This is a genomic window from Nocardia xishanensis NBRC 101358 (assembly GCF_001613365.1).
Lineage (GTDB): Bacteria > Actinomycetota > Actinomycetes > Mycobacteriales > Mycobacteriaceae > Nocardia > Nocardia xishanensis.
Genome location: NZ_BDCF01000021.1, coordinates 76,708 through 98,990, shown reverse-complemented (window position 1 = coordinate 98,990; position 22,283 = coordinate 76,708). Strand labels below are relative to the sequence as shown.

Sequence of the window (22,283 nt, the reverse complement as noted above, 5' to 3'; positions counted from 1 at the left end):
GTGCGTGCGCGCGCCGGGAAAGTGCAGGATTTATCGATGTCCACCGACGACGCCGACACCAATAAAGACGCCGAGACCACGAAGAACGTCGAGCCCGCCGAGGAGAAGTCCGCGGCCGGGGCGAGCGACGCGGAGACGGCCAAGCTTGACCTGGGGAAGGCGGGCGAGAAGCAGAGCGAACCGAAGCCGAAGCCCAAGCCTGCGCCCGCGGCCGGCCAGGACCGGTCCACTCTGCTGCCGGTGATCGCGGCATTCGTGGCGGGCATCCTGCTCGTCGCTGCCGTCACCGCGGTGGTGGTCTTCTATCTTCAGGCCCAGAAGAAGTCCGACGAGCTCGCGGCGGTCAACGACGCCACCCGCGCGGCCTGCGACTTCGGTCGCGACGTCTCGGTCTACGACTACTCCAAGGACCTCGAGGGTTACTTCAAGAAGGTCAAGGAAGGGTCCACCGGCGAATTCCTGAAGGAATTCGACGACGCGACCAAGGCGCTCACCGATGCCATGACGCAGGCGCAGGTCAAGTCCTGGGCCGACGACGTGCAGTGCGGATACCAGTCCGGCAACACCGACGAGGCCAAGGTGCTGGTGACGCTGACCCAGTTCCGCACCAACTTCACCCAGCCGCAGCCGGATCGGCAGTTCGTGGTGATCGTCGCGGATCTGCAGAACGAAGACGGTAAGTGGAAGGTGAGCAAGCTCGACTCGCCGATGCTCAAGGGTGCGGGCACCGGCCTGCCCGGCGGCGCTCCGGCGCCCGGCCAGACTCCGGCTCCGACCCAGCCGCAGCCCGGTAACTGATCCGGCGATTTTCCGAAAGCGCCTCCGGCGGTGGGCCCAGTCACCACCGCCGGAGGTCTTTCGGGCGGTCCTGCTATGCGGTCGCGGAGCTGCTCAGAACAGGGTCAAGGTCTGAGGAGCCGCCGCGACCGCCTTCCCCGAGGCCCGCGGCCCGGTGGTCTTGTGTTGCGGTGCAGGGCTTTTCGCCACGGTCGTCGGCGCGAGCCGATCGATGTTCTCCGCCGCGCTCACGGCGGTCGGTTCGGGGGCGTCGACCTCAGCGGCCGCCGAAGCAGCGGCCTTGCGGGCCGCCTCGCCCGCCAGAGTGTCGGCCATCTCGTTGAAGTAGTTGCCGACATGGCCACGCACCCAGCGGAATCGGACCGGACCCGGCCTGCTCGAGATGGCGCGGTCGATCTGTTGGATGAGCTCCACGTTCTTGACGGCGCCGCCGGTCGAGGTGCGCCAGCCGTTCAGCCGCCAGCTCGAGATCCACTCCGACGCGCACTTGATCGCGTAGAGCGAATCGCTTTCGATCAGAAGGGGTTCGGCTCCAGGGTGTGCCTCGACGGCTTCCAGGATCGCGCGTAGTTCGGCGATCTGATTCGTCCCCGTCGCGGCTCCCCCGCTACGCGAAGCGCCCCCTTGATGATTGACCCAAGCCCAGCCGATAGCGCCGCCGGGATTTCGGAGGCAGGATCCGTCGGTGCTCACGATGATCATGGCTGGCACCCTACGCAATCCGACCGACAAGATCGGTACCGTGGAATTCCTCTATCTCCCTTCGCAATTGAGACTCGGTGCGACGTAGCGCCGATCGCACGGCACTGTCGACCAAGCGTGCGCACATGCGGCCGAGGAAGCCGCGAGGTGCAGCGTACTCCGCTTCGGAAGTCAGCACCGACCGTCCATACCCGAGCGGGTCGAAACGCAGCGTCAGGGTTCCCGACAATCGCCCACGCAGCGTATACCCGATCACCACGTTGCGGCGGTATTCGGTGATCTCGCAGGAGACCTTCGGACGCCACGGGCCGAGTCTCGCAGTGGTCGCGAACAGGGCGCCGAGACCTTGGTCCACCTCGCCGGTCGGTTCGAAGGAAGCGACGCCGAACATCCAGTCGGGCACGAACTGGTGGTTGTCCGTGTACGTGAACGCTACTTCTACCGGAGCCCCGACGTCACTCGCGTACTTGATGTGGCCCATAGGCCCTCCCTGATCCACGGCTGCGACAAAAGTACTACAACTATCCTCTTTATTCGAGAGGTTGCGCTCAATTCAGGGGAGCGGGCTTTCCAGATTCACGACCGGCCGGTTGCTTGGTCGAGTCGGATTCGATCGACGATGTACTCCGCGATCGGCATGGCCGAAGTCGCCGCGGGCGACGGCGCGTTGAGGACGTGTACCGAGCGCGCGGTGCGTTCGATCATGAAGTCGTGCACCAGGGTTCCGTCGCGCAGCACGGCCTGGGCGCGGATGCCCGCCGGGCGCGGCCGCAGGTCGGCCCTCGTGAGTTCCGGGCAGTAGCGCCGGCATTCGGCCAGGTAGCCGCGTTTGAACAGCGAGTTGCGCAGTTCGCGCAGCCCGGTTTTGACGTGCGTTCGAGCCACCCGGTGCATGCCGGGGAACCCGACGATCTCTCTGGCGTCGCGCAGATCGACGCTGCCTTTTCGGTAGCCCTCGCGTGCCAGGCCGAGCACCGCGTTCGGGCCGACGGTGAGTTCGCCGTCGATGGTCGGGCTCAGGTGCACGCCGAGGAACGGCAGATTCGGGTCCGGCACCGGGTAGATCAGCGTCCGCACCAGTCCGGCGCGTTCCCGCGGCAGTTGGTAGTACTCGCCGCGGAACGGAACGATGCGAAAGTCGATCGGCAGTCCCGCCAGCCGCGCCATCCGATCGGCCTGCAGGCCGGCGCAAACCACGAGGGCGCGCGCCGTCCACGCACCGCCCGGGCTTGAGACCGTCACCGCCGTATCGGTCTCCTCGATATCGGTGATCTCGGCGCCGAGCACGATCTCACCGCCCGCCGCGCGGACCTGTTCGGCCAGCGCCGCGGTGATCTTCCGGTAGTCGACGATGCCGGTGCCAGGCACGAACAGCGCACCGACACCGGTGATCCGAGGCTCGCGCCGCACGAGTTCGGCGGCGTCGAGCAACTCGACCTTCACCCCGTTGGTGACCGAGCGCTCGTACAGCGTCAGCATCCGCTCGTACTCCGCGGCGTCGGTGGCCACCAGCAGTTTTCCGCACACGTCGTACGGGATGTCCTGCGCCGCAGCGAAATCCTTCGTCCACTGCGCGCCCCGCCTGCACAGCTCCGCCTTCAGACTCCCCGGCTCGTAATAGATACCGGAGTGGATCACCCCGCTGTTGTGCCCCGTCTGATGCGCCCCCAGCCCCGCGGCCTTCTCGACCAACACCAGCCGAGCCCCCGGATACCGCTCCACCAGCCGCCGAGCCGTCGCCACCCCGACGATCCCGCCCCCGATCACGCAAAAGTCGTACACGCCACCCGACAGTACTTCCCCACCGGCTCGATGCGCGCCACCTCCGGCGAGGAGGTGTCAAATGGTGGTGGTGGGGTGCGGGTCGTGGCCGGTGGGGGTTTCCGGGGTGGCGCTGTCGGACGGGGTTGGGTGGCGTTGGAGTTGGATCGTGTGTTCGCCGAGGGCGGCGTCGGAGAAGACGAGGGAGAGTTCGCCGGTTCGGGTGTCGAATTCGGAGCGCAGTTGGGTGATTCCGGACGGGTCGAGGTGGATGCCGAGGTGGTCGCGCACGGGTTCGGACAGTACGAGGCCGGTGAGCGCCGAGAAGGCGTTGGTGTCCACGGTGAACGCGAAGGTGTTGGTGCGGACCGGGGCGACCTGCGCGCCGACGTAGGCGGTGCCGAGCCCCAATCGGCCGCCGAGTCCGGCGGGCCGGGTCGGCGCGGCGGCCGGATCCGGTTGCGGCACAGTCGGTTCGGCCGGGAAGACGGCGGCCTGGTAGGTCGTCGGCAGCAGGTGCGCCTCGCCGGTCAGCACGGTGACGGCGGTCCCGGGCCCCGGGTGCGGCGTAAAGGGCTGGACGACAGGCGGAGACGCCGGCGGCGCGGCTTGTACCGACCCTGCGCGCTGGGTGTCGGCCATCTGGTTCACGATGTACGCGCCGGAAGCGACAGTCAGGCTGAGGCTGGCCGCGCCGGCCAGCACGATCGCGGTATGACGCACGATCTGAGCAGGATTGAGTGCCGTCACGATGCGTTCCTTTCCCTCCGCCCCGACTCCCCTCGCGTAATCGGCCCGCACCGTTGAAAACCGAACGCGTGTCCAGGTTACGATGCCGCCCGATGGGGCACCGCATCCGTGCGAGCAGGATCACAATAGGCCGCACTACGGATGTTTCCGCCGGTTGAAGAGCGGGTAAAAAGCGGTTAGCTGGCGAGCGTCATTCTCGACTGCCACTCTTAGACACCCGGCCAACGTCGTCCGGCCGTCGACGCGAACGGCGCACCCAAGTCTGGCGCTCGCCCGCTCCCGAATTTTCGGATCGGGTCGGGTGAAGAAGCCCGGTCGGACGTCGTCCGGCCGGGCTGCTCGCTTTTCGGGGCGATCGTCTCAGGCGAACTGCCCCGCCGCCCGGCCCTCCCCGGACGGACCCGCGAAGGCTTGGGCGATCGTCAACCACTCTTCGGCATCCGCGCCGACGGCCCGCAGGGCGAGGTCGTCGAGGTGGCGGCGCTGCGTGACCAGCAGGCAGAAGTCGAGCGCGGGCCCGGTCACCCGCTGTGCCGCGTCCTCCGGCCCCCAGGTCCAGACCGTCTCGTCGGGCGCGGTCAGTTCGACGCGGAAATCCTCGGCGGGCGCCGTCTTGCCCCGCACCGAATAGGCGAAGTTCCTGGTCCGCACGCCGAGGTGGGCGACGCTGCGCAGCCTCGCGGTCGGCTCGCGGGTCACGCCGAGCGCGTCGGCCACGTCCTGACTGTGCGCCCAGGTCTCCATGAGCCGGGCGGTGATCATCGAGGCGGGACTCATGGGCGGCCCGAACCAGGGCAGCTTGGTGCCGGCGGGCACCGCGCGCAGCGCCTCGACGAGAGTCTTTCGCCCGGCGCGCCAGCGCTCGAGCAGCTCGGCGGGCGGCGCGGCGGCGGCTTCCTCGGCGGCCTCGTCGACGAAGGTGAGCGCCCTCGGCGCGGCCGCGGCCACCTGCTTCGCGAACTCGTCGGCGTCCGACGCCGAGACGGCGGCGATCTCGTCGGTCCAGGTCAGGTGCCCGATCTGGTGCGCGATGCTCCAACCGGGGGCGGGCGTCGGCCGGGCCCAGTCCTGCGGGGCCAGCGGGGCGACCAGTCGTTCCAGGTCCGCGCATTCGTCGGCGAAATCGCCGAGCAGCGCCTCGAGGTCAGCCATGAGTCCCCTTGCCGGTCGCGGGCACACCGCCGCGTGTGCCAGGTGTGACCCAGCATCGCAGCGGCGCGAAAAAAATGCAAGCACGCGTGCTTGTATTTCTCTCGCCTCTGTCACCACCCGAAAAGCACCAGATGGGCGGCGCCGACGGCCAACCCGAGGACCGCACCGTGCAGATACAGCAGCCAAGCGTCCTGCTCCACCGAGGCGTAGAACATCTCCATGAACTCGCCCGGGCTCAGCTGCTGAAGCTTGCGCGCGGCGAACTCGTCGATCTTCTTCGCCTGCTCGCGCGCGAACTCCTCGTCCTCGACCATGCTCGGCGCCAACCCCACCGCGGCCCCCGCCGCGCCGACAGTCAGGTTGTCGAACTGCCGCTTGCCGAACGCGGCGCGCACCATCGAATGCGTCGGCCCGAGCTGACGGTGGATCTCCTCGGAGATCAGTCGCTCGATCAGCTGACGGGTCTTGTCGCCGTTCGGTCCCTCCAGCAACTCCGCCGAGAGATTGGGCAGCGTGAGCACCTGGTAGGCCAAGATGTGCGCGAGGTCGGTCGCGGCCTGCGACTGACGCTTCGCCAGCAGCGCCTGGCGCCACAGGTACTTGTAGCGCGGCTGCGGCTCGCCCGGCTCGAAGACCATCTTCACCGCGATGACGTTCACGATCACGCCGATCGCGGCCGCGCTGAGCAGCACGATCACCCAGGCGGGCAGCCAGCCGAGCACCGGAATGCGTTCGTGCACATGAAGATACAGCGCCATCAGCAGGCCGAAGGGCGCACCGAGCAGACCGATGCGAACCATGAACTTCAGCTCGGGGGCCGCGATGGTGGTGGTGAGATCCTTCAGGATGTACGGGTTCTCACGCAGGTAGCGGATGACGAAGCTCTTGATGTCGATGAGCTGATCGATGTTGTCGCCGAGTGAGTCGAAGCCCCGGCGGCACAGTTTCGGCAGCTGCCGGTCGATCCGCTGGTAGATGACCTGCCTCATCTGCCTCGGCACCGAGCGCCACAGGTCCGGGTTCTCCCGGTACATCACCTCGTTGACGAGCGGGCGCACCTGTTCGCGCGCCAGCTCGGCGATGTAGTCGGCGATGCCGTCCAGATCGATTTCGTGAATGAAGTCCCTCGGACTGCCGATCCGCATCAGCGCCTTGTCGACGCAGATGCTCGCCATCTTCTCCGCCCGCGCGGGTATGAAGCCTTGGAAGCCGAGCCTGCGCCCGTCGCCCGAGAAGGTCGGCAGCACCTGCACCCGCCGCGGCAGGTAGGGGTACAGCACGTGCAGGCCGGGCACCCGGACGCCGCGGAACTGTACCGGCCAGAAGAGCATCAGCACGCCGGTCCAGTTGGTCAGCCAGCCCGCGAGTGCGCTGAAGATCGGGAAAGTGACCAGGTCGACCACGAACTTCGTCTGGCCGGTGAGCTCTTCCCAGTCGATGAACACCCCGGACGCGAGAGTGTTCATCCTCGGTTCCCCTTAGTGCCGTGAGCTGTAGAGGTCCCCACATTCTCATTGCGCTCGCGAGGGTGTCAACGCGGAGGCGGGAACTGTCACAGACGGCCGCGCTTCCGATCTCACCTTCGCTCTGAGCGAACGTCCGGGAAGGGCGGAACAAAGCCGGAATGGGTGGGGTTGAGTAGGCATCGCTCAACCTTTGGAAGGGTCGAACACGTGACTACACCTCAGAATCTGCCGGTGCTGTTCCTGACCGATCCGATCGTGCTGCCGGGCATGGTCGTGCCCATCGAACTGGACGAATCGGCGCAGGCCGCGATCGACGCCGCGCGCGCCGCCAAGACCGAGGCGGTGCTGCTCGCGCCGCGCCTGGACGAGGGCTACGCCTCCTACGGCGTCGTCGCGACCATCGAACAGGTCGGCCGGATGCGCGGCGGAGCGCCCGCGGCGGTGCTGAAGGCGGAACGTCGGGCCAAGATCGGTCACGGCGTCACCGGACCGGGCGCCGCGCTGTGGGTCGAGGCCGAGCCGGTCGAGACGCCCACCCCGGACGGCCGCACCAAGGAGCTGGCCGCCGAATACAAGAAGCTGGTCGTCTCGGTGCTGCAACGCCGGGAAGCGTGGCAGATCATCGACGCGGTCAACCAGTTGACCGATCCCTCGGCGATCGCCGACACCGCGGGTTACGCGCCATACCTGACCGCCGATCAGAAGCGCGAACTGCTCGAGACTCCCGACGTCGCCAAGCGCCTGACCACCCTCATCGAGTGGACAAAAGCGCACATCGCCGAGACCGAGGTCACCGAGAAGATCAGTGACGAGGTCCGCGAGAACATGGAGAAGAGCCAGCGCGAATTCCTGCTGCGCCAGCAGCTCAACGCCATTCGCAAGGAACTCGGCGAGGACGAGCCCGACGGCGCCGAGGATTACCGCACCCGCGTGGAGCAGGCCGACCTGCCCGAGTCCGTCCGCGAGGCGGCGCTGCGCGAGGTCGGCAGGCTGGAGCGGGCCAGCGATCAGAGCCCGGAATCCGGTTGGATCCGCACCTGGCTGGACACCGTGCTCGAGCTGCCGTGGAACGAGAAGACCACCGACTCCACCGATGTCGCGGCCGCCCGCGCGGTGCTCGACGCCGATCACCACGGCCTGGACGAGGTCAAGGACCGCATGGTCGAGTACTTGGCGGTGCGGGCCCGGCGCGCTCAGCGCGGACTGGAGGTCGTCGGCGGACGCGGTTCCGGCGCGGTGCTCGTGCTGGTCGGTCCGCCCGGCGTCGGGAAGACCTCGCTGGGTGAGTCCGTGGCACGGGCGTTGGGGCGCAAGTTCGTTCGCGTCGCCTTGGGCGGCGTGCGCGACGAGGCCGAGATCCGCGGGCACCGCCGCACCTACGTCGGCGCCCTGCCCGGCCGCATCGTCCGCGCCATGAAAGAGGCGGGCTCGATGAACCCGGTCGTGCTGCTCGACGAGATCGACAAGGTCGGCTCCGACTTCCGCGGCGACCCGGCGGCGGCCCTGCTCGAGGTGCTGGATCCGGCGCAGAACCACACGTTCCGCGATCACTACCTGGATCTGGATCTCGACCTGTCCGACGTGCTGTTCATCGCCACGGCCAATGTCATGGAGACCATTCCCGGCCCGCTGCTCGACCGCATGGAACTGATCACCGCCGACGGCTACACCGAGGCCGACAAGGTCGCCATCGCTCGCGACTTCCTGGTGCCGAGGCAGCTGGAACGCAACGCGCTGACCGCCGACGAGGTGACCATCACCGAGGAGGCGCTGCGCGAGGTCGCGGCGAACTACACCAGGGAAGCCGGCGTGCGGCAGATGGAGCGCCTGATCGCCAAGGCGCTGCGCAAGGCGGCGACTCGGCTATCGGAGGGCGAAGTCGGTTCCGGCGCAACGGGTTCCGACATCGATCTCGGCTACGAGCCGGAACTCGGCTACGACACGCCCGAAACAGCCGCGCCGACAATCGCTTCTGGCCGCCTGACCATCGGTATCGGCGACCTGAAGGACTACCTCGGCCGTCCCCGCTTCACCCCGGATTCGGTGGAACGCACCGCGGTCCCCGGCGTGGCGACCGGCTTGGCCGTGACCGGCGCGGGCGGCGACGTCCTCTACATCGAGGCCAATGCCGCCGAGGGCGAGCGCTCGCTGACCCTGACCGGCCAGCTGGGCGACGTCATGAAGGAATCGGCGCAGATCGCGCTGACCTACGTGCGCTCGCACCTGGAGGAGATCGGCATAGAACCGTCGGTGCTCGACCGCAACATCCACATCCACTTCCCGGCGGGCGCGGTGCCGAAGGACGGCCCGTCCGCGGGCGTCACCATGGTCACCGCCTTGGTGTCGCTGGCCCTCGGCCGCCAGGTGCGCTCGGATGTCGGCATGACCGGCGAGGTCACCTTGAACGGCCGGGTCCTGCCGATCGGCGGCGTCAAGCAGAAGCTGCTCGCCGCCCAGCGCGCCGGACTGAAGACCGTGTTCATTCCCGCTCGCAACGAGCCGGACCTGGACGAGGTCCCCGCCGAGGTGCTGGCAGCACTCGACGTGCGGCCGGTCGCCGACGTGGCGGACATCTTGGCCTACGCCATCGAACCGGTCATCGAGGAGACGCTGAACCGGCCCGCCTTCGCCGCCACCGCATAACTCCAACCTCGAGGGCCGGGCACGGGAAACCGCGCCCGGCCATTCGGCCTACCCGAACCAAGTCCACCTCGCGGGCTTTCATGCCTCGCATCTGCTGCGAAGCGTACGAAAGCCCCTGCGAGCCTGCCGCCGATCGTGAATCAGTGGGCGAGGGTGCGTTCGACGCTTCGGGTTGTTCCTTGCGCTACCGCGCAGAGGACCGATTCTCCGCCGTCGGATTCCGCGTAGATCTCGCACCGCACCACCGCCTGCCGTCGGGTGGACCCCGTCACCGATGCCTCCGCGCGCAAGCGAACACCCGCGGCCGGGCGCAGATAGGTGATGGTGAAGCCGCCGGTCAGCACGTTCGCGCCGAGCACCGTCCCCGCCGCGAAGGTGAGCGCGTTGTCGGCCGCGTAGGCGAGCACCCCGCCGTGCACGAAGCCGAACTGCTGGCCCAGCTCGGGGCGGATCGGGATGACGAGAGTGGCGGCACCGTCGCCGAACCGGGTGATCTCGGTGCCGACCAGACCCGCGAAAGGTTGCGCGGCCAGTACCTGTTCGGCCTGCTGGAAATCGAGTGCTGCGGTGTCCACGGTCATTGCCGCTCCATTCTTTTCGGTGTCGATCCGGCGTCCAGGGCAAGCCAGGCCGCCTCGGCCAGTTCCGCGCCGACCTCCGTCGGCGCGGTGCGGATGTTGCCGCCGAGCCACTGCCGCGCATACTCCTGCGCCGGGCCGAGCCAGAGTGCGTAGACGACATCCAGATCCAGCGAGCGCACCGCGCCGTACGCCGCGTGGGTGCGGTACCAGCGGGCGATGTCGATCATGAAGGTGCGGTTGCTCTCGCTCTCGCGGACGCCGGGCGGGCGGGCCGAGGTGAGAACCTTTGCCCGGTGCTGGTTTTCGGTCACCCAGCGCAGGTGCTCGCGCACGCCTCCTGTGATGCCTTCGCGCGCGTCGGTGCTCTGGCCGACCACCACCCAGAAGTGCTGCTGGTAGTCGGTCAGCGCGTGCGCCCAGACCTGCCGGTACAGGTCCGCCTTGTCCGGAAAGTGGTGGTAGAGCGCGCCGACGCTGGCGCCCGCCGCCTCGCGGATCTGCGCGAGCGTCGCGTCCAGCACCCCGCGGTCGGCGAACTGGCGCTCGGCCGCCAGCAGCAACCGATCTCGGATCTTCATACCCAGAATTTAGTTCTGTTTTCTGGTTGGCGCAACGCCGTATGCGGCGAGTAGTGCCTGGCTGTCATACCCGTGCGGTATGACGGACAGGTGGCCAGGTGGCTGTTGCATGTCGATCTCGACCAGTTCCAGGCGGCGGTGGAGTTCCGCCGCCATCCGGAACTGCGTGGCCTGCCGGTCATCGTCGGCGGCAGCGGCGACCCGAACGAACCGCGCAAGGTGGTGACCTGCGCGTCGTATCCCGCCCGCGCCTACGGCGTCCGCGCGGGAATGGCGCTGCGCAGCGCGCTGCGCAAATGCCCGGAGGGCGTTTTCCTGCCGCTCGACATGGCCGCCTACGAAGAAGCCTCCGAGGAGATCATGGCGCTGCTGCGCACGTTTCCCGGCCGGGTCGAGGTGTGGGGCTGGGACGAGGCGTTCCTGGCCGCCGACACCGACGATCCCGAACGCCTCGCCCGCGAAATCCGCGGCGCCATCGCGGAATTGGACCTGACCTGTTCGATCGGCATCGGCGACAACAAGCTCACCGCCAAGCTCGCGACCGGTTTCGCCAAGTCGGCGGGCAAATCCTCGGACGCGCCCGGCGCGGGCGCGGCGGCCGGCATGTACCGGCTCACCGCCGCCAACTGGACCGAGGTGATGGCCCACCGTCCCACCGACGCGCTGTGGGGCATCGGCAGCCGTATCGCCGCCCGCCTCGCCGAACTCGGCATCCATACCGTCGCCGACCTGATGGCGGCCGACCGGCACCGCCTCGCCGACGCGTTCGGTCCCGCCACCGGTCCCTACCTCTGGGTGCTCGGCCACGGCAAGGGCGACACAGAAGTGACCACCGAGCCGCGAATCCCGGTGGGCCGCAGCAAGTCCGAGACATTCCCGCACGATCTCACCGATCCCGCCGAGATCCACGCGCAGGTGGCGCGCATCGCCACCGAGGTCGCCGGGGAAATGGCCGAAGCGGGCCGGATCAGCATCCGCGTCTCCGTCACCGTGCGGACCAACACCTTCTTCACTCGCAGCAAACAGGCCAAACTCCCGGAACCGACCGCCGACGTCGCCACCATCACCGAGACGGCCCTGCGCATCATCGACCGCTTCGAACTCGACCGCCCGGTCCGCCTGCTCGGTGTGCGGTTGGAGTTCGTCCCCGAGGAGTAGTCGCGTCCGCAGCGACCCCTTGTCATATCGAGCGCGCGGGATGGCGTGCGGGGCTGTGCTGGAGCACCGCGAGCGGACGCCGATCCTCGTATGCTCGACCGCATGGAGTTCTGGGCGATGGTGGCACACGAATCGGACAGTGGGATCGTGTTGACGCGGCAGCAGGTCGACGAGGGATTCCTCGGCCAGGGCACCGTCACGATCAAGGTGCATTACTCGAGCGCCAACTTCAAGGACGGACTCGCCATCACGCCGGGCGGCGGTGTGGTCCGCGACTACCCGATCGTGCCCGGCATCGACATCACCGGCGAGGTCGTCGCCTCCGAGTCCGACGATTTCGCGCCGGGTGACCAGGTCGTCGCACACGGTTATGGCATCGGCGTCTCACACCACGGCGGCTTCGCCGAATACGCCAAGGTGCCGGACGAATGGGTGGTGAAGCTCGACGAGCTGAGCACCCGCGACGCCGCGGCCCTCGGCACCGCGGGTTTCACCGCGGCGATGAGCGTGCAGGCATTGCTCGACCGCGGCATCACCCCCGATGACGGCGCGATCCTGGTGACCGGCGCGACCGGCGGTGTCGGAACCGTGGCCGTCGATATCCTGTCCGGTCTCGGTTTCGAGGTCATCGCATCCACCGGCAAGAAGGACGCGGGCGACCTGCTCTCCGAACTCGGCGCCAACGAGGTTATCGGCCGCCTGCCGGAGGATCCAGACGCGAAGCTGCGCCCGCTGGCCAAAGCGCAGTGGGCCGGCGCGGTCGACAGCGTCGGCGGAAAATCGCTGGCCTACGTGCTCAGCTGCATCGGCTACGGCGGCGCGGTCGCGGCGAGCGGCCTCACCGGCGGCCACGACCTGCCCGCAACGGTCATGCCGTTCATCCTGCGCGGCGTCGCATTGCTCGGCATCGACTCGGTCAACATGCCGATCGAGAAGCGCCGCGACCTCTGGTCGCGTATCGGCAAAGAGCTCCGGCCCCAGCATCTTTCGACCCTGGAAAGCTACGCGCCGGTCACCGAGGCGGCAGCGGTGCTCGCCGACATCAAGAACGGAAAGCACTCCGGACGCACCGTCTTGGGCGTCGCGGGCGAATTCTGAGCCGGACACGCAGCAGGCCGCGTCGAGATCATCCCGACGCGGCCTTTCGCGTGAACCCTCTCAGGCCGCGACGGTGACCGGATCGTCCGCGAATTGGGTGCGATACAACTCGGCGTAGCGCCCTTCGGCGGCCAGCAGCTGGGTGTGGGTGCCGCGCTCCACGACGCGGCCGTCCTCCAGCACCAGGATCTGGTCGGCGGCGCGGATCGTGGAAAGCCGGTGCGCGATGACCAACGCGGTGCGGCCCTCCAGTGCTTCCGAAAGCGCTTCCTGCACGGCGGCTTCCGAGGTCGAATCCAGTGACGCGGTCGCCTCGTCGAGGATCACCACGCGCGGCTGCTTGAGCAGCAGCCTCGCGATGGTGAGGCGTTGACGTTCACCACCGGAGAGGCGGTAACCGCGCTCGCCGACCACGGTGTCGAGCCCGTCCGGCAGCCCGGCGATCAGATCGTGCAGGCGGGCCCGCCGCAGCGCGTCCCACAGCTCGGTCTCGGCGGCCTCGGGGCGGGCCAGCAGCAGGTTCGCGCGGATCGTGTCGTGGAAGAGGTGGCCGTCCTGGGTGACCAGGCCGACCGTCTCGTGCAGCGAGCGCGCGCCGATCTGCCGCACGTCGGCGCCGTTGAGCCGCACCGCGCCGCCGTCCACGTCGTACAGGCGCGAGACCAGCTGGGCGATGGTCGATTTACCGGCTCCCGAGGAGCCGACCAGCGCGACCAGCTGCCCGGGTTCGGCGCGCAGCGACACATTGTGCAGCACGTCCACCCCGCCCCTGGTGTCCAGCGTCGCGACTTCCTCCAGCGAGGCAAGCGACACCTTGTCCGCCGACGGATAGGCGAAGGTCACGTCGTCCAGCTCCACCGCGACCGGACCCTCCGGCACCGCGATCGCGTCGGGCGCGTCCTCGATCAGCGGTCGCAGATCCAGCACCTCGAAGACGCGCTCGAAGCTCACCAGCGCGGACATGATCTCCATCCTGGCGCTGGCCAGCGCGGTCAGCGGGGTGTACAGCCTGGTCAGCAGCAGCGAGAGCGCGACGACCGCGCCCGCGTCCAGCTGCCCGCGCAGCGCGTACCAGCCGCCGAGTCCGTAGACCAGGGCGACAGCGAGGGCCGAGACCAGCGTCAGTGAGGTGACGAACACCGTTTGCAGCATCGCGGTGCGCACGCCGATGTCGCGCACCCGCCGCGCCCGCAGCGCGAACTCGTCGGATTCCTGTTCCGGACGGCCGAACAGCTTCACCAGGGTGGCGCCCGGCGCGGAGAACCGCTCGGTCATCTGCGTGCTCATAGCCGCGTTCAGCCGCGCCGCCTCACGCTGGAGTCCGGCCAGCCGGTTGCCCATCCGCCGCGCCGGGATCACGAACACCGGAAGCAGCACAAGCGCCAGCAGCGTGATCCGCCACGAGATGCCGAGCATCACGCCCAGCGTGAGTGCCAGCGTCACCAGGTTCGCGACCACGCCGGACAGCGTGTCGCTGAAGGCGCGCTGCGCGCCGATCACGTCGTTGTTCAGCCTGCTCACCAGCGCGCCGGTCCTGGTGCGGGTGAAGAACGCGATCGGCATCCGCTGCACGTGGTCGAACACCGCGCTGCGCAGATCGAGGATCAGGCCCTCGCCGATCCGCGACGACAGCCAGCGGATGGCCAGCCCCAGCACCGCGTCGAGCACCGCGAGCACGCCGATGATCGCCGCGACCGTCGCCACCACGCGCGGCGCGGCCCCGCCGACGATGTCGTTCACCACCCGGCCGGCCAGCACTGGCGTCGCCACCGCGAGCAGCGCGGAGATCACGCTGAACACCAGGAACACCCCGATCCGCCGCCGATGCGGCGCGGCGAACCGGAGGATCCGCTTCGCGGTGGCGAGACTGAACGGACGCTGCTCGTCGGGCGCGTTCATCCGCCGATACATTTGGCTCCACGCCACCGATTCGATACTCACGATCGCTCCCTCTCGACCCCCGCCATCCAACTGCTGGTCACCGACATTAGGACCTCAACAAAGGTTGAGGGCAAGTCGATTCCCGCCGCGCGTCGAATCGCCCGGCATCGGTCGACGACCCATCGCGCCTAGGCTGACATCGTGACCGAGGAGCGGATAACGGCAGCGCTGCGCGGGCGGATCGACGGCGAGGTCGACGCGTCACCGCGGCGGCGCGCGGAGTACTCCTCCGACGCGTCGAACTACCGCGTGCCGCCGACCGCCGTGGTCTTCCCCCGCTCGGATTCGGATGTCGCCGAAACCCTCGGCTTCGCTCGCGAACACGGCCTCTCGGTCACCGCGCGGGGCGCGGGAACATCGGTGGCGGGCAACGCGATCGGACGCGGTCTCGTGCTCGACTTCAGCAGGCACATGAACCGGATCGTGCGCATCGACCCGGACCGGCGAACCGCCAAGGTGCAGCCGGGCCTCGTACTGTCCGCTTTGCAGGGCGCGGCCCGCCCGCACGGGTTGCGACTCGGCCCCGATCCCTCCACGCAGAACCGGTGCACCCTCGGCGGCATGATCGGCAACAACGCCTGCGGGCCGCGCGCTGTCGCCTGGGGCCGCACCTCCGATACCGTGCGCGAATTACGCATCCTGGACGGAACGGGAACCGAGCGCGTTCTCGCGAACGATCCGGCCGCAGTGCCCGGACTGGCCGAATTCACCAGGTCCAACCTCGCGGTATTGCGCACCGACCTGGGCCGTTTCGAACGGCAAGCCTCCGGCTACGGCCTGGAACATCTGTTGCCGGAGCGCGGTTCGTCGCTCGCCAAATCGTTCGTCGGCAGCGAGGGCACCTGCGGGCTGCTGCTGGACGCGGAGGTCGAGCTGGTCGAACTGCCGCGCGTCACCGTGCTCACGGTGCTCGGCTACCCGGACATCGCCACGGCCGCCGACGACGTCGCCGCGGTCATGGCGTACGCGCCGACCGCGGTCGAGGGCATCGATGCCCGCCTGGTCGACGTGGTGCGCACGCATCGGGGCTCGGTGCCAGAGCTTCCGCGCGGCGGCGGCTGGCTGTTCGTGGAGACCACAGGCGAAAACGCCGCGGAGGCGCTCGCGACGGCCGAGCGGCTGTGCCGGACGACGCACGCGCTGGACAGCCGCATCGTCACCGACGCCGCGGCGACCGCGGCGCTCTGGCGAATCCGCGCCGACGGCGCCGGTCTGGCCGGGCGCACGGCCGAAGGCCGACCAGCCTGGCCCGGCTGGGAGGACTCCGCCGTCCCGCCCGAGCATCTCGGCGCCTACCTGCGCGATTTCGCCGAGCTCACCGCACAGCACGGTGTGGATGGTCTGCTCTACGGCCACCTCGGCGACGGCTGCATCCACGTCCGCCTCGACCTGCCGATCACCGAAGCGCCGCGACGCTTCCGGACATTCTTGTTCGACGCGGCCGAACTCGTGGTGCGCTACGGCGGTTCGCTGTCCGGCGAGCACGGCGACGGGCGGGCCCGCTCGGAACTGCTCTCGGTGATGTACTCCCCCGAGGCGCTCACGGCGTTCGCCGGATACAAGGCACTGTTCGATCCCGATGCCGTGCTCAACCCCGGCGTGCTGGTCGAGCCGCACGCGGTCGACGCCGACCTGCGCGTCGCGGGCCTGCCGCGGATTCCCACCGCGGGCGGCTTCGCTTTCCCGCACGACGGCGGCGACATCGGCACCGCGGTGCACCGCTGCGTCGGTGTCGGGAAGTGTCGCGCCGACAGCTCCGCCGCGGGCGGCTTCATGTGCCCCTCGTATCTGGCCACCGCCGATGAGAAGGACAGCACCCGCGGTCGCGCCCGCGTCCTGCAAGAGGTGGTGCGCGGTGAGCTGCCGTGGTCGGCGACGGCCGTCGCGGAGTCGCTCGACCTGTGCCTTTCGTGCAAGGCGTGCCGCTCCGACTGTCCGGCGGGCGTCGACATGGCGACCTACAAGGCCGAGGCGCTGTACCGCCGATACCGCCGCCGACCGCGCCCGCTCGACCACTACGCGCTCGGCTGGTTGCCCCGCTGGCTGCGGTCCGCGAGCCGAATACCTCGCGCCGCCAACGCGATCGCCGGTGTCGGTTGGTTGCGCCGGACCGGCCTGCGCGCGGCCGGCATCGACCCCCGCCGCGACATACCCCGGCTGGCGGACCGTCCCTTCCGCCGCACCGAACGGGCCCGCGCGCTGCGAGCTCCGTCGACTTACCAACCTCGAATCGCCGTACCGAGCGAAGCGCAGGTCACCGGACGCCCGTCGCAGGAGCGCGCCGACGTGCTGCTCTGGATCGACACCTTCACCGACGCCTTCGACCCCGACATCGCCGAGGCGGCCGCCACCCTGATCGAATCGCTCGGCCACCGCGTACGAATCCCCGAGCGACGGGTCTGCTGCGGCCTGACCTGGATCAGCACCGGACAACTCGACGGTGCGCGCGCCAGACTCCGCGCCACCCTCGCCGAACTGGACGAGCACGTGCGCGCGGGCGGCGTAGTCGTCGGCCTCGAGCCTTCCTGCACGGCGGTCCTGCGCGCCGATCTGCCCGAACTCCTCGCCGAGGACCCGCGCGCGGCGGGCACCGCGGCGGCCGTCCGCACGCTCGCCGAGTTCCTGGCCGAACACCCGGACTGGCGTCCGCCGTCGCGGCCGGACGCCGAGGTGGTGGTGCAACCGCATTGCCACCAGCATTCGGTGCTCGGCTTCGATGCGGATCGCCGGGTGTTGACCCGAACCGGCGCGAAAGTGACCGAGGTCTCCGGATGTTGCGGCTTGGCGGGAAACTTCGGAATGCAGAAGGGCCACTACGACATTTCCGTCGCGGTGGCCGGTAATGGCTTACTGCCCGCGCTGCGTGATGCCGCCGAAGACACGATATTCGTCGCCGACGGATTCTCGTGCCGCACGCAAAGCGCTCAGCTGGCCGGTCGACCAGGGCAGCATCTGGTCCAATTTCTCTTGGGCGAGTAGGTATTTCGCGCACTCGCCGCGGAATACTCGCGGCGAGTGCGCGCTTGTCTCAGCTGCCGAAGGGCAGTGTGCCAGGGGGGATCTGGTAACCGGAGCTGCCGGCGAAGACGCTGCCCCACGCATTGAGCAACCAGTTGAGCGCGTTGGTGATCATTCAATCCTCCCTTGTGCGACTGCCAGCTGTTTGCCGATCGAACGAATATCGCGACGCCAATTCATCACGTTACGAAATACGAGCGCCGTATCGCAGCGCGCGTTCCTCAGCCAATCTGCCGTAAAACGACCGGCCGGGTGCGCTCGCCGCGCCGGATACCCGCACAATAGGTGCGTGCGCGAACAGATGGCGACGGCCGCGCGGTCCGGCCTGGTTCGAACGGTGCGGTCCGACCGCCCGATCGATCTCGCGCACACCATCGCGCCGCTGCGCCGCGGGGCGGGCGACCCGTGTCACCGGGAGACCGCCGACGGCGCGCACTGGCACGCCTCCCGGATGCCGAGCGGTCCGGTGACCTACCGGCTCGTCCAGGACGACCTGTGTTCGGTGCGCGGACAGGCGTGGGGGCCCGGCGCGGCGGAGTTCCTCGACCGGCTCGAGCACATGCTCTGCCTCGACGAGGACCTGTCCGATTTCGCTCCCGAGCATCCCAAGGTGGTCGAGGCGCACCGCCGCTTCCCCGGTCTGCGCATGCTGCGCACCGGCTTGGTCCTCGAATCACTGGTGCCCGCCGTGCTCGAGCAGAAGGTGCACACCATCTCGGCGCGCGCGTCGTGGCGAAAGCTGGTGCGTCAGTTCGGTGAACCAGCGCCGGGCCCCGCTCCGGAGGGACTGCGCCTGCCACCGGACGCCGAAACCTGGCGGCGCATTCCGTCCTGGACGTTCCACCGCGCGAACGTCGGACCCCAACGCGCGCAGACGATCGTGCGCGCGGCCCGGCTCGCGGAATCGCTGGAACGCACCGCAGATCATGATCCGGCAGAAGCGGCACGCAGGCTGTGCTCGGTGCCCGGCATCGGCATATGGACGGCCGCCGAGACCGCCCAGCGCGTCTACGGCGACGCCGACGCGCTCTCGGTCGGCGATTACCACTTGGCCGCCGTCGTCGGCTGGACCTTGCTCGGACGCCCGATCGACGACGAGGCGATGGTCGAGTACCTCGAACCCCTTCGCCCCCACCGGTATCGGGCCGTCCGTCTGCTGGAGATCAGCGGGCTGGCCTACAAGCCGAAATTCGGCCCGCGCACCCCGCTCACCGATCACACCTGGCACTGAGTCAGAGTTGCAGCGCCCGCTCGTCCAAGACGCATTTGCCGGATTCGACCAGCGTGGTCCTGGCCCGGCGGCGCACCAGGCAACGGTCGACCGTGCAGTCGATATGTAATTGCATTGCCGCGTGGGCCTGTTCGTCGGTCATCACGCCGGGGTCGCGTCCGCAGACCAGCAATCCGGCGACGTGCATATTCAGATTCGTCGATTGCATCAGGCGACCCCCACCCGTTCGCGGGTGGCGCCGAATAGTCGAGTGCGCCGCGGCGCAGGGCTTTCGTCCCACGGCGCTTGGTGCACCGCCATACCGACCGCCTCGAGCGCCGTGAGCCCCACCTCGTCGGCGAGCTCACCGACAGTGTCAAGCAGGGTTGGCACCACTTCGGCAACCCGCAGCGCCGCAACCGCTTGCGCGCAGGTGAGTGTGCGCCCGGGCAGGTAGGAGACCACCCAGCTCTCCTGTCCTACGCTGCGCGCTCGATGCGGGGTCAGATCGCTGGTCATCAACGACGACCCTATGACGTATACGGCCATGACTCCTCGTTCCTGGGTGCGTTTCCCGATGCGGCGCTCGATCCGAGCACACTTCCAGCACACCACCGGAGGCGCCGCGGCACGGCAGTGTTCGGGGATCTCAGAAGATTTCACGCGAATTCCCAGCACGAAATCCAACCGGGAAGGCAGGATTCTCCATAGTGGACGAAGAAGTCCGCGATCGACGTTCGACAACGCCACAGCAGAGCCACACGAAGCCCCATTGCCCTTATTGCCCAAGCGAAGTCACGGGGAACCGAGCTCGAGGGTGCGCCCCGGATCGCCTCGGGTGAGGAGTCCGAGCACAGAACGGAGCGTACTGTGTCAGCGAGTTCGGCGAGAACAGCAGCGAATTCGGAGCGCGCGGCCTCGGAGACGCACCGCACGCCCGCGACCTCCGGCGACGGCTCGTCCACCCTACCGCGCCGGCAATTGGGCCGATACCTCAGGGACTGGCGTACCCAGGCCGGGCTCACCATCGCCGAGGCCGCCCGCCTGATGGAGTGGGGCGCCACCACTTTGCAGCGGCTGGAAAAGGGCCAGGCCGACCGCATTCGCACCATCGACATCCAGGAGCTGTGTCGCATCTACGGCATCCCCGACGAGCTCTGCGACGGGCTCAAGGGCCTGGCGCAGCAGGCCGCGGTGAAGAGCTGGTGGCACGCCTTCGGCGATCTGATCCCCGAAAACTTCGACGTCTATGTCGGTTTGGAGGCTTCGGCGCGTGAGCTGCGCTCCTACCAACCCGAGCTGGTGCTCGGCCTGTTGCAGATCCCCGATTACGCGCGGGCGCTGAACCGGCTCTGCTATCCCGAAGACACCGAGGACGAGATCGAGCGACGGGTGCAACTGCGCATCCAACGCCAAGCTCTAGTCACTAGGAAGGCCTCACCGGCTACGGTGGATGTGGTGTTGCACGAGTCGGTGCTGCACCGCGCGGTGGGTGGCGCCAAAGTGATGGCGGCGCAGCTACGTCATCTTGCCGATTTCAGCACCAGACCCAATGTCTCCCTGCGTATCCTGCCGTTCGCGGCCGGCGTCCCGCTCGGCGATTCCACGGGTCCGTTCACCGTTCTAGGGTTCGGCACCGACAGCAAGGGACATCAGGTCGAGCCCCCGGTGGTGTACGTAGAAGGCTTCACCGGGGACCTCTACCTCGAACGACCGGCCGATGTTCAGCGTTACAACCTGGCACACGAGTGCCTCCAGCGCTCTGCGCTGGACATCCAACCCAGTAGACATCTGCTTCGGCAGTTAGCGAAGGAGTGTGCGGTATGAGCACCGAACTCGTCGGCGCGACCTGGATCAAGAGCACCCGTTCGGGCAGCAGGGACTGCGTGGAAGTGGCCTTCCTGCCCAGTGGGCAGGTCGGCGTGCGCGACAGCAAGAATCCCGAGGGGCCCGCGTTGATCTTCACGCCAAGCGAGTGGGACGCCTTCTCGGCGGGCGTCGCCGACGGCGAATTCGCGCGTCCTTGAACATGTCCGAGGACGTCGCGTACGGCAAGCTCGGCGCCGCAGTCGATCTGACCGGCGCTGAGTGGCGCGCTGCGGGCGGCGCGGGATCCGGCGGTGTGGAAGTGGCCCTGCTCGCGGCGGGCCACGTCGCGCTGCGTAGCGCCGAGGACCCGGACGGTCACGTGCTGGTCTTCACCCCGGGGGAATGGGCCGCCTTCACCGCGGGGGTGCACGACGGCGAGTTCGATCTACCTTGACGTTCGGCGGTCCGGCCCGGCGGAGCGAAAGCCCGCCGACCGGGCCGTGAGGTAGCCGCGACCATGATCATCTTTGGCGAAAAGATCACAGAACTAAGCACATTCGACAACGGTTACACGTTTGCCTCGGCCGAGAGCGGGTAGCCCACAGCTTGTGGACCGCGGGTTGAAGAACTCCCCACCCCGGTACAAGAAGCTGCGACCAGGCGATTGGGTGGAATGGCTGATCGTCGCGCCGCTCTTCGCGGTGTCATCGGTGGGCGTGTACGTACTCACCAGCTCACTGCTGTCGGCCCTGTTCGTCGGTGCGCTGGTGTGGCTGGTCGCCATAGGTGTCGTCGCGACGCTGTGAACGGGTGCGCCGACCGGCCGGGCCGAAACCCGGCCGGTTGTCATCGGCGCCCCCGCGTACGGTTCAACGCCGAAAGAGCTTGTTCCCCAGCCAGACCAGCGGGTCGTACTGGTGGTCGACCACCCGTTCCTTGAGCGGGATCAGCGCGTTGTCGGTGATCTTGATGTGCTCCGGGCACACCTCGGTGCAGCACTTGGTGATGTTGCACAAGCCGAGACCCTGGTCCTGCTGGGCCAATTCGCGGCGATCCGCGACGTCGAGCGGATGCATCTCCAGCTCGGCGATGCGCATCAGGAAGCGCGGTCCGGCGAACGACTGCTTGTTCTCCTCGTGGTCACGCACCACGTGACAGGTGTTCTGACACAGGAAGCACTCGATGCACTTGCGGAACTCCTGCGAGCGTTCCACGTCCACCTGGTTCATCCGGTAATCACCGGGCTTCAGATCCGGCGCCGGGGTGAACGACGGGATCTCTCTTGCCTTCTCGTAGTTGAACGACACGTCCGTCACCAGGTCGCGAATCACCGGGAAGGTGCGCATCGGGGTCACGGTGATCAGCTCGTCGGGCTGGAAGGTCGACATGCGGGTCATGCACAGCAGGCGCGGGCGGCCGTTCACCTCAGCGGAGCACGAACCGCACTTGCCCGCCTTACAGTTCCACCGCACCGCTAGATCCGGCGCCTGGGTGGCCTGTAGCCGGTGGATGATGTCGAGCACCACCTCGCCCTCCTTCACCTCGACGGTGAAGTCCTCGAGCGCGCCGCCGTCCTGATCACCGCGCCACACGCGGAATTTGGCGTCGTAACCCATTG

Annotated in this window: 22 protein-coding genes; 10 read left to right on the top strand and 12 right to left on the bottom strand. The window is 68.3% G+C overall.

Going from position 1 to position 22,283, the window contains the following annotated elements; translation table 11 throughout:
* Positions 1 to 36 precede the first annotated feature (36 nt).
* Positions 37 to 798, top strand: a complete 762-nt coding sequence (locus tag NX1_RS18590; RefSeq protein ID WP_068060696.1) for an Rv1363c family protein — start codon at positions 37 to 39, stop codon at positions 796 to 798.
* Between the two features lie 93 nt (positions 799 to 891).
* Here NX1_RS18590 and NX1_RS18585 read toward each other — a convergent pair whose 3' ends face one another.
* The 6 genes from NX1_RS18585 to NX1_RS18560 all read right to left on the bottom strand — a co-directional run bounded on the left by NX1_RS18585 (position 892) and on the right by NX1_RS18560 (position 6,629).
* Positions 892 to 1,500, bottom strand: coding sequence for a ribonuclease H family protein (locus NX1_RS18585; RefSeq protein ID WP_068060693.1), 609 nt, complete (start codon positions 1,498 to 1,500; stop codon positions 892 to 894).
* 10 nt (positions 1,501 to 1,510) lie between these two features.
* A complete protein-coding gene (locus NX1_RS18580; protein ID WP_068060690.1) occupies positions 1,511 to 1,981 on the bottom strand; it encodes an SRPBCC family protein in 471 nt (156 codons plus the stop codon).
* A gap of 95 nt (positions 1,982 to 2,076) precedes the next feature.
* Positions 2,077 to 3,267, bottom strand: coding sequence for an L-2-hydroxyglutarate dehydrogenase (lhgD, locus tag NX1_RS18575; protein WP_245668566.1), 1,191 nt, complete (start codon positions 3,265 to 3,267; stop codon positions 2,077 to 2,079).
* A gap of 72 nt (positions 3,268 to 3,339) precedes the next feature.
* Complete coding sequence (locus tag NX1_RS18570) at positions 3,340 to 4,011, bottom strand: hypothetical protein (protein ID WP_157119837.1); 672 nt, start codon at positions 4,009 to 4,011, stop codon at positions 3,340 to 3,342.
* A gap of 360 nt (positions 4,012 to 4,371) precedes the next feature.
* Positions 4,372 to 5,163, bottom strand: coding sequence for a TIGR03084 family metal-binding protein (locus NX1_RS18565; RefSeq protein ID WP_068060681.1), 792 nt, complete (start codon positions 5,161 to 5,163; stop codon positions 4,372 to 4,374).
* A 110-nt stretch (positions 5,164 to 5,273) separates the two neighbouring features.
* Positions 5,274 to 6,629, bottom strand: a complete 1,356-nt coding sequence (locus NX1_RS18560; protein WP_068060679.1) for a DUF445 domain-containing protein — start codon at positions 6,627 to 6,629, stop codon at positions 5,274 to 5,276.
* A 267-nt stretch (positions 6,630 to 6,896) separates the two neighbouring features.
* Here NX1_RS18560 and lon point away from each other — a divergent pair, with 267 nt between their 5' ends.
* Positions 6,897 to 9,272: an endopeptidase La gene (lon, locus tag NX1_RS18555; RefSeq protein ID WP_068060841.1), complete on the top strand. Its 2,376-nt coding sequence runs from the start codon at positions 6,897 to 6,899 to the stop codon at positions 9,270 to 9,272.
* Positions 9,273 to 9,412: 140 nt separating this feature from the next.
* Here the strand turns inward: lon and NX1_RS18550 are convergent, their stop codons facing one another.
* Positions 9,413 to 9,853 (bottom strand): PaaI family thioesterase, encoded by a 441-nt coding sequence (locus tag NX1_RS18550; RefSeq protein ID WP_068060677.1) that lies wholly within the window; start codon positions 9,851 to 9,853, stop codon positions 9,413 to 9,415.
* A complete protein-coding gene (locus NX1_RS18545; protein ID WP_068060675.1) occupies positions 9,850 to 10,431 on the bottom strand; it encodes a TetR/AcrR family transcriptional regulator in 582 nt (193 codons plus the stop codon). Before NX1_RS18545 ends, NX1_RS18550 begins: the two co-directional genes overlap by 4 nt.
* A gap of 90 nt (positions 10,432 to 10,521) precedes the next feature.
* On the opposite strand from NX1_RS18545, the gene NX1_RS18540 reads away from it, so the two are divergent.
* The gene (locus NX1_RS18540) at positions 10,522 to 11,589 is read left to right on the top strand and encodes a DNA polymerase IV (RefSeq protein ID WP_068060838.1); all 1,068 of its coding nucleotides are present in this window, start codon (positions 10,522 to 10,524) and stop codon (positions 11,587 to 11,589) included.
* Between the two features lie 102 nt (positions 11,590 to 11,691).
* On the top strand, positions 11,692 to 12,687 hold the full coding sequence (locus NX1_RS18535; RefSeq protein WP_068060835.1) for an oxidoreductase: 996 nt from the start codon (positions 11,692 to 11,694) through the stop codon (positions 12,685 to 12,687).
* 60 nt (positions 12,688 to 12,747) lie between these two features.
* Here NX1_RS18535 and NX1_RS18530 read toward each other — a convergent pair whose 3' ends face one another.
* The gene (locus tag NX1_RS18530) at positions 12,748 to 14,628 is read right to left on the bottom strand and encodes an ABC transporter ATP-binding protein (RefSeq protein ID WP_068060673.1); all 1,881 of its coding nucleotides are present in this window, start codon (positions 14,626 to 14,628) and stop codon (positions 12,748 to 12,750) included.
* A gap of 138 nt (positions 14,629 to 14,766) precedes the next feature.
* Here NX1_RS18530 and NX1_RS18525 point away from each other — a divergent pair, with 138 nt between their 5' ends.
* Together NX1_RS18525 and NX1_RS18520 are read left to right on the top strand one after the other, a co-directional pair.
* Entirely contained in the window at positions 14,767 to 17,607 is a 2,841-nt protein-coding gene (locus NX1_RS18525) for an FAD-binding and (Fe-S)-binding domain-containing protein (protein WP_068060671.1), read from the top strand.
* 340 nt (positions 17,608 to 17,947) lie between these two features.
* Positions 17,948 to 18,877 (top strand): DNA-3-methyladenine glycosylase family protein, encoded by a 930-nt coding sequence (locus tag NX1_RS18520; protein WP_068060831.1) that lies wholly within the window; start codon positions 17,948 to 17,950, stop codon positions 18,875 to 18,877.
* Between the two features lies 1 nt (position 18,878).
* Here the strand turns inward: NX1_RS18520 and NX1_RS18515 are convergent, their stop codons facing one another.
* Both NX1_RS18515 and NX1_RS18510 read right to left on the bottom strand, forming a co-directional pair.
* A complete protein-coding gene (locus NX1_RS18515; RefSeq protein WP_068060666.1) occupies positions 18,879 to 19,085 on the bottom strand; it encodes a hypothetical protein in 207 nt (68 codons plus the stop codon).
* Positions 19,085 to 19,375, bottom strand: a complete 291-nt coding sequence (locus NX1_RS18510) for a hypothetical protein (protein WP_307651033.1) — start codon at positions 19,373 to 19,375, stop codon at positions 19,085 to 19,087. Before NX1_RS18510 ends, NX1_RS18515 begins: the two co-directional genes overlap by 1 nt.
* A gap of 462 nt (positions 19,376 to 19,837) precedes the next feature.
* Here NX1_RS18510 and NX1_RS18505 point away from each other — a divergent pair, with 462 nt between their 5' ends.
* From NX1_RS18505 to NX1_RS18490, 4 genes are all read left to right on the top strand, one after another.
* Positions 19,838 to 20,683 (top strand): helix-turn-helix domain-containing protein, encoded by an 846-nt coding sequence (locus tag NX1_RS18505; RefSeq protein ID WP_068060660.1) that lies wholly within the window; start codon positions 19,838 to 19,840, stop codon positions 20,681 to 20,683.
* Positions 20,680 to 20,883 (top strand): DUF397 domain-containing protein, encoded by a 204-nt coding sequence (locus NX1_RS18500; RefSeq protein ID WP_068060658.1) that lies wholly within the window; start codon positions 20,680 to 20,682, stop codon positions 20,881 to 20,883. Before NX1_RS18505 ends, NX1_RS18500 begins: the two co-directional genes overlap by 4 nt.
* 2 nt (positions 20,884 to 20,885) lie before the next feature.
* A complete protein-coding gene (locus NX1_RS18495) occupies positions 20,886 to 21,119 on the top strand; it encodes a DUF397 domain-containing protein (RefSeq protein ID WP_068060654.1) in 234 nt (77 codons plus the stop codon).
* Between the two features lie 166 nt (positions 21,120 to 21,285).
* Entirely contained in the window at positions 21,286 to 21,471 is a 186-nt protein-coding gene (locus NX1_RS18490; RefSeq protein WP_245668565.1) for a hypothetical protein, read from the top strand.
* 63 nt (positions 21,472 to 21,534) lie between these two features.
* On the opposite strand, the gene NX1_RS18485 is transcribed toward NX1_RS18490, so the two are convergent.
* A complete protein-coding gene (locus NX1_RS18485; protein WP_068060649.1) occupies positions 21,535 to 22,281 on the bottom strand; it encodes a succinate dehydrogenase/fumarate reductase iron-sulfur subunit in 747 nt (248 codons plus the stop codon).
* Positions 22,282 to 22,283 lie beyond the last annotated feature (2 nt).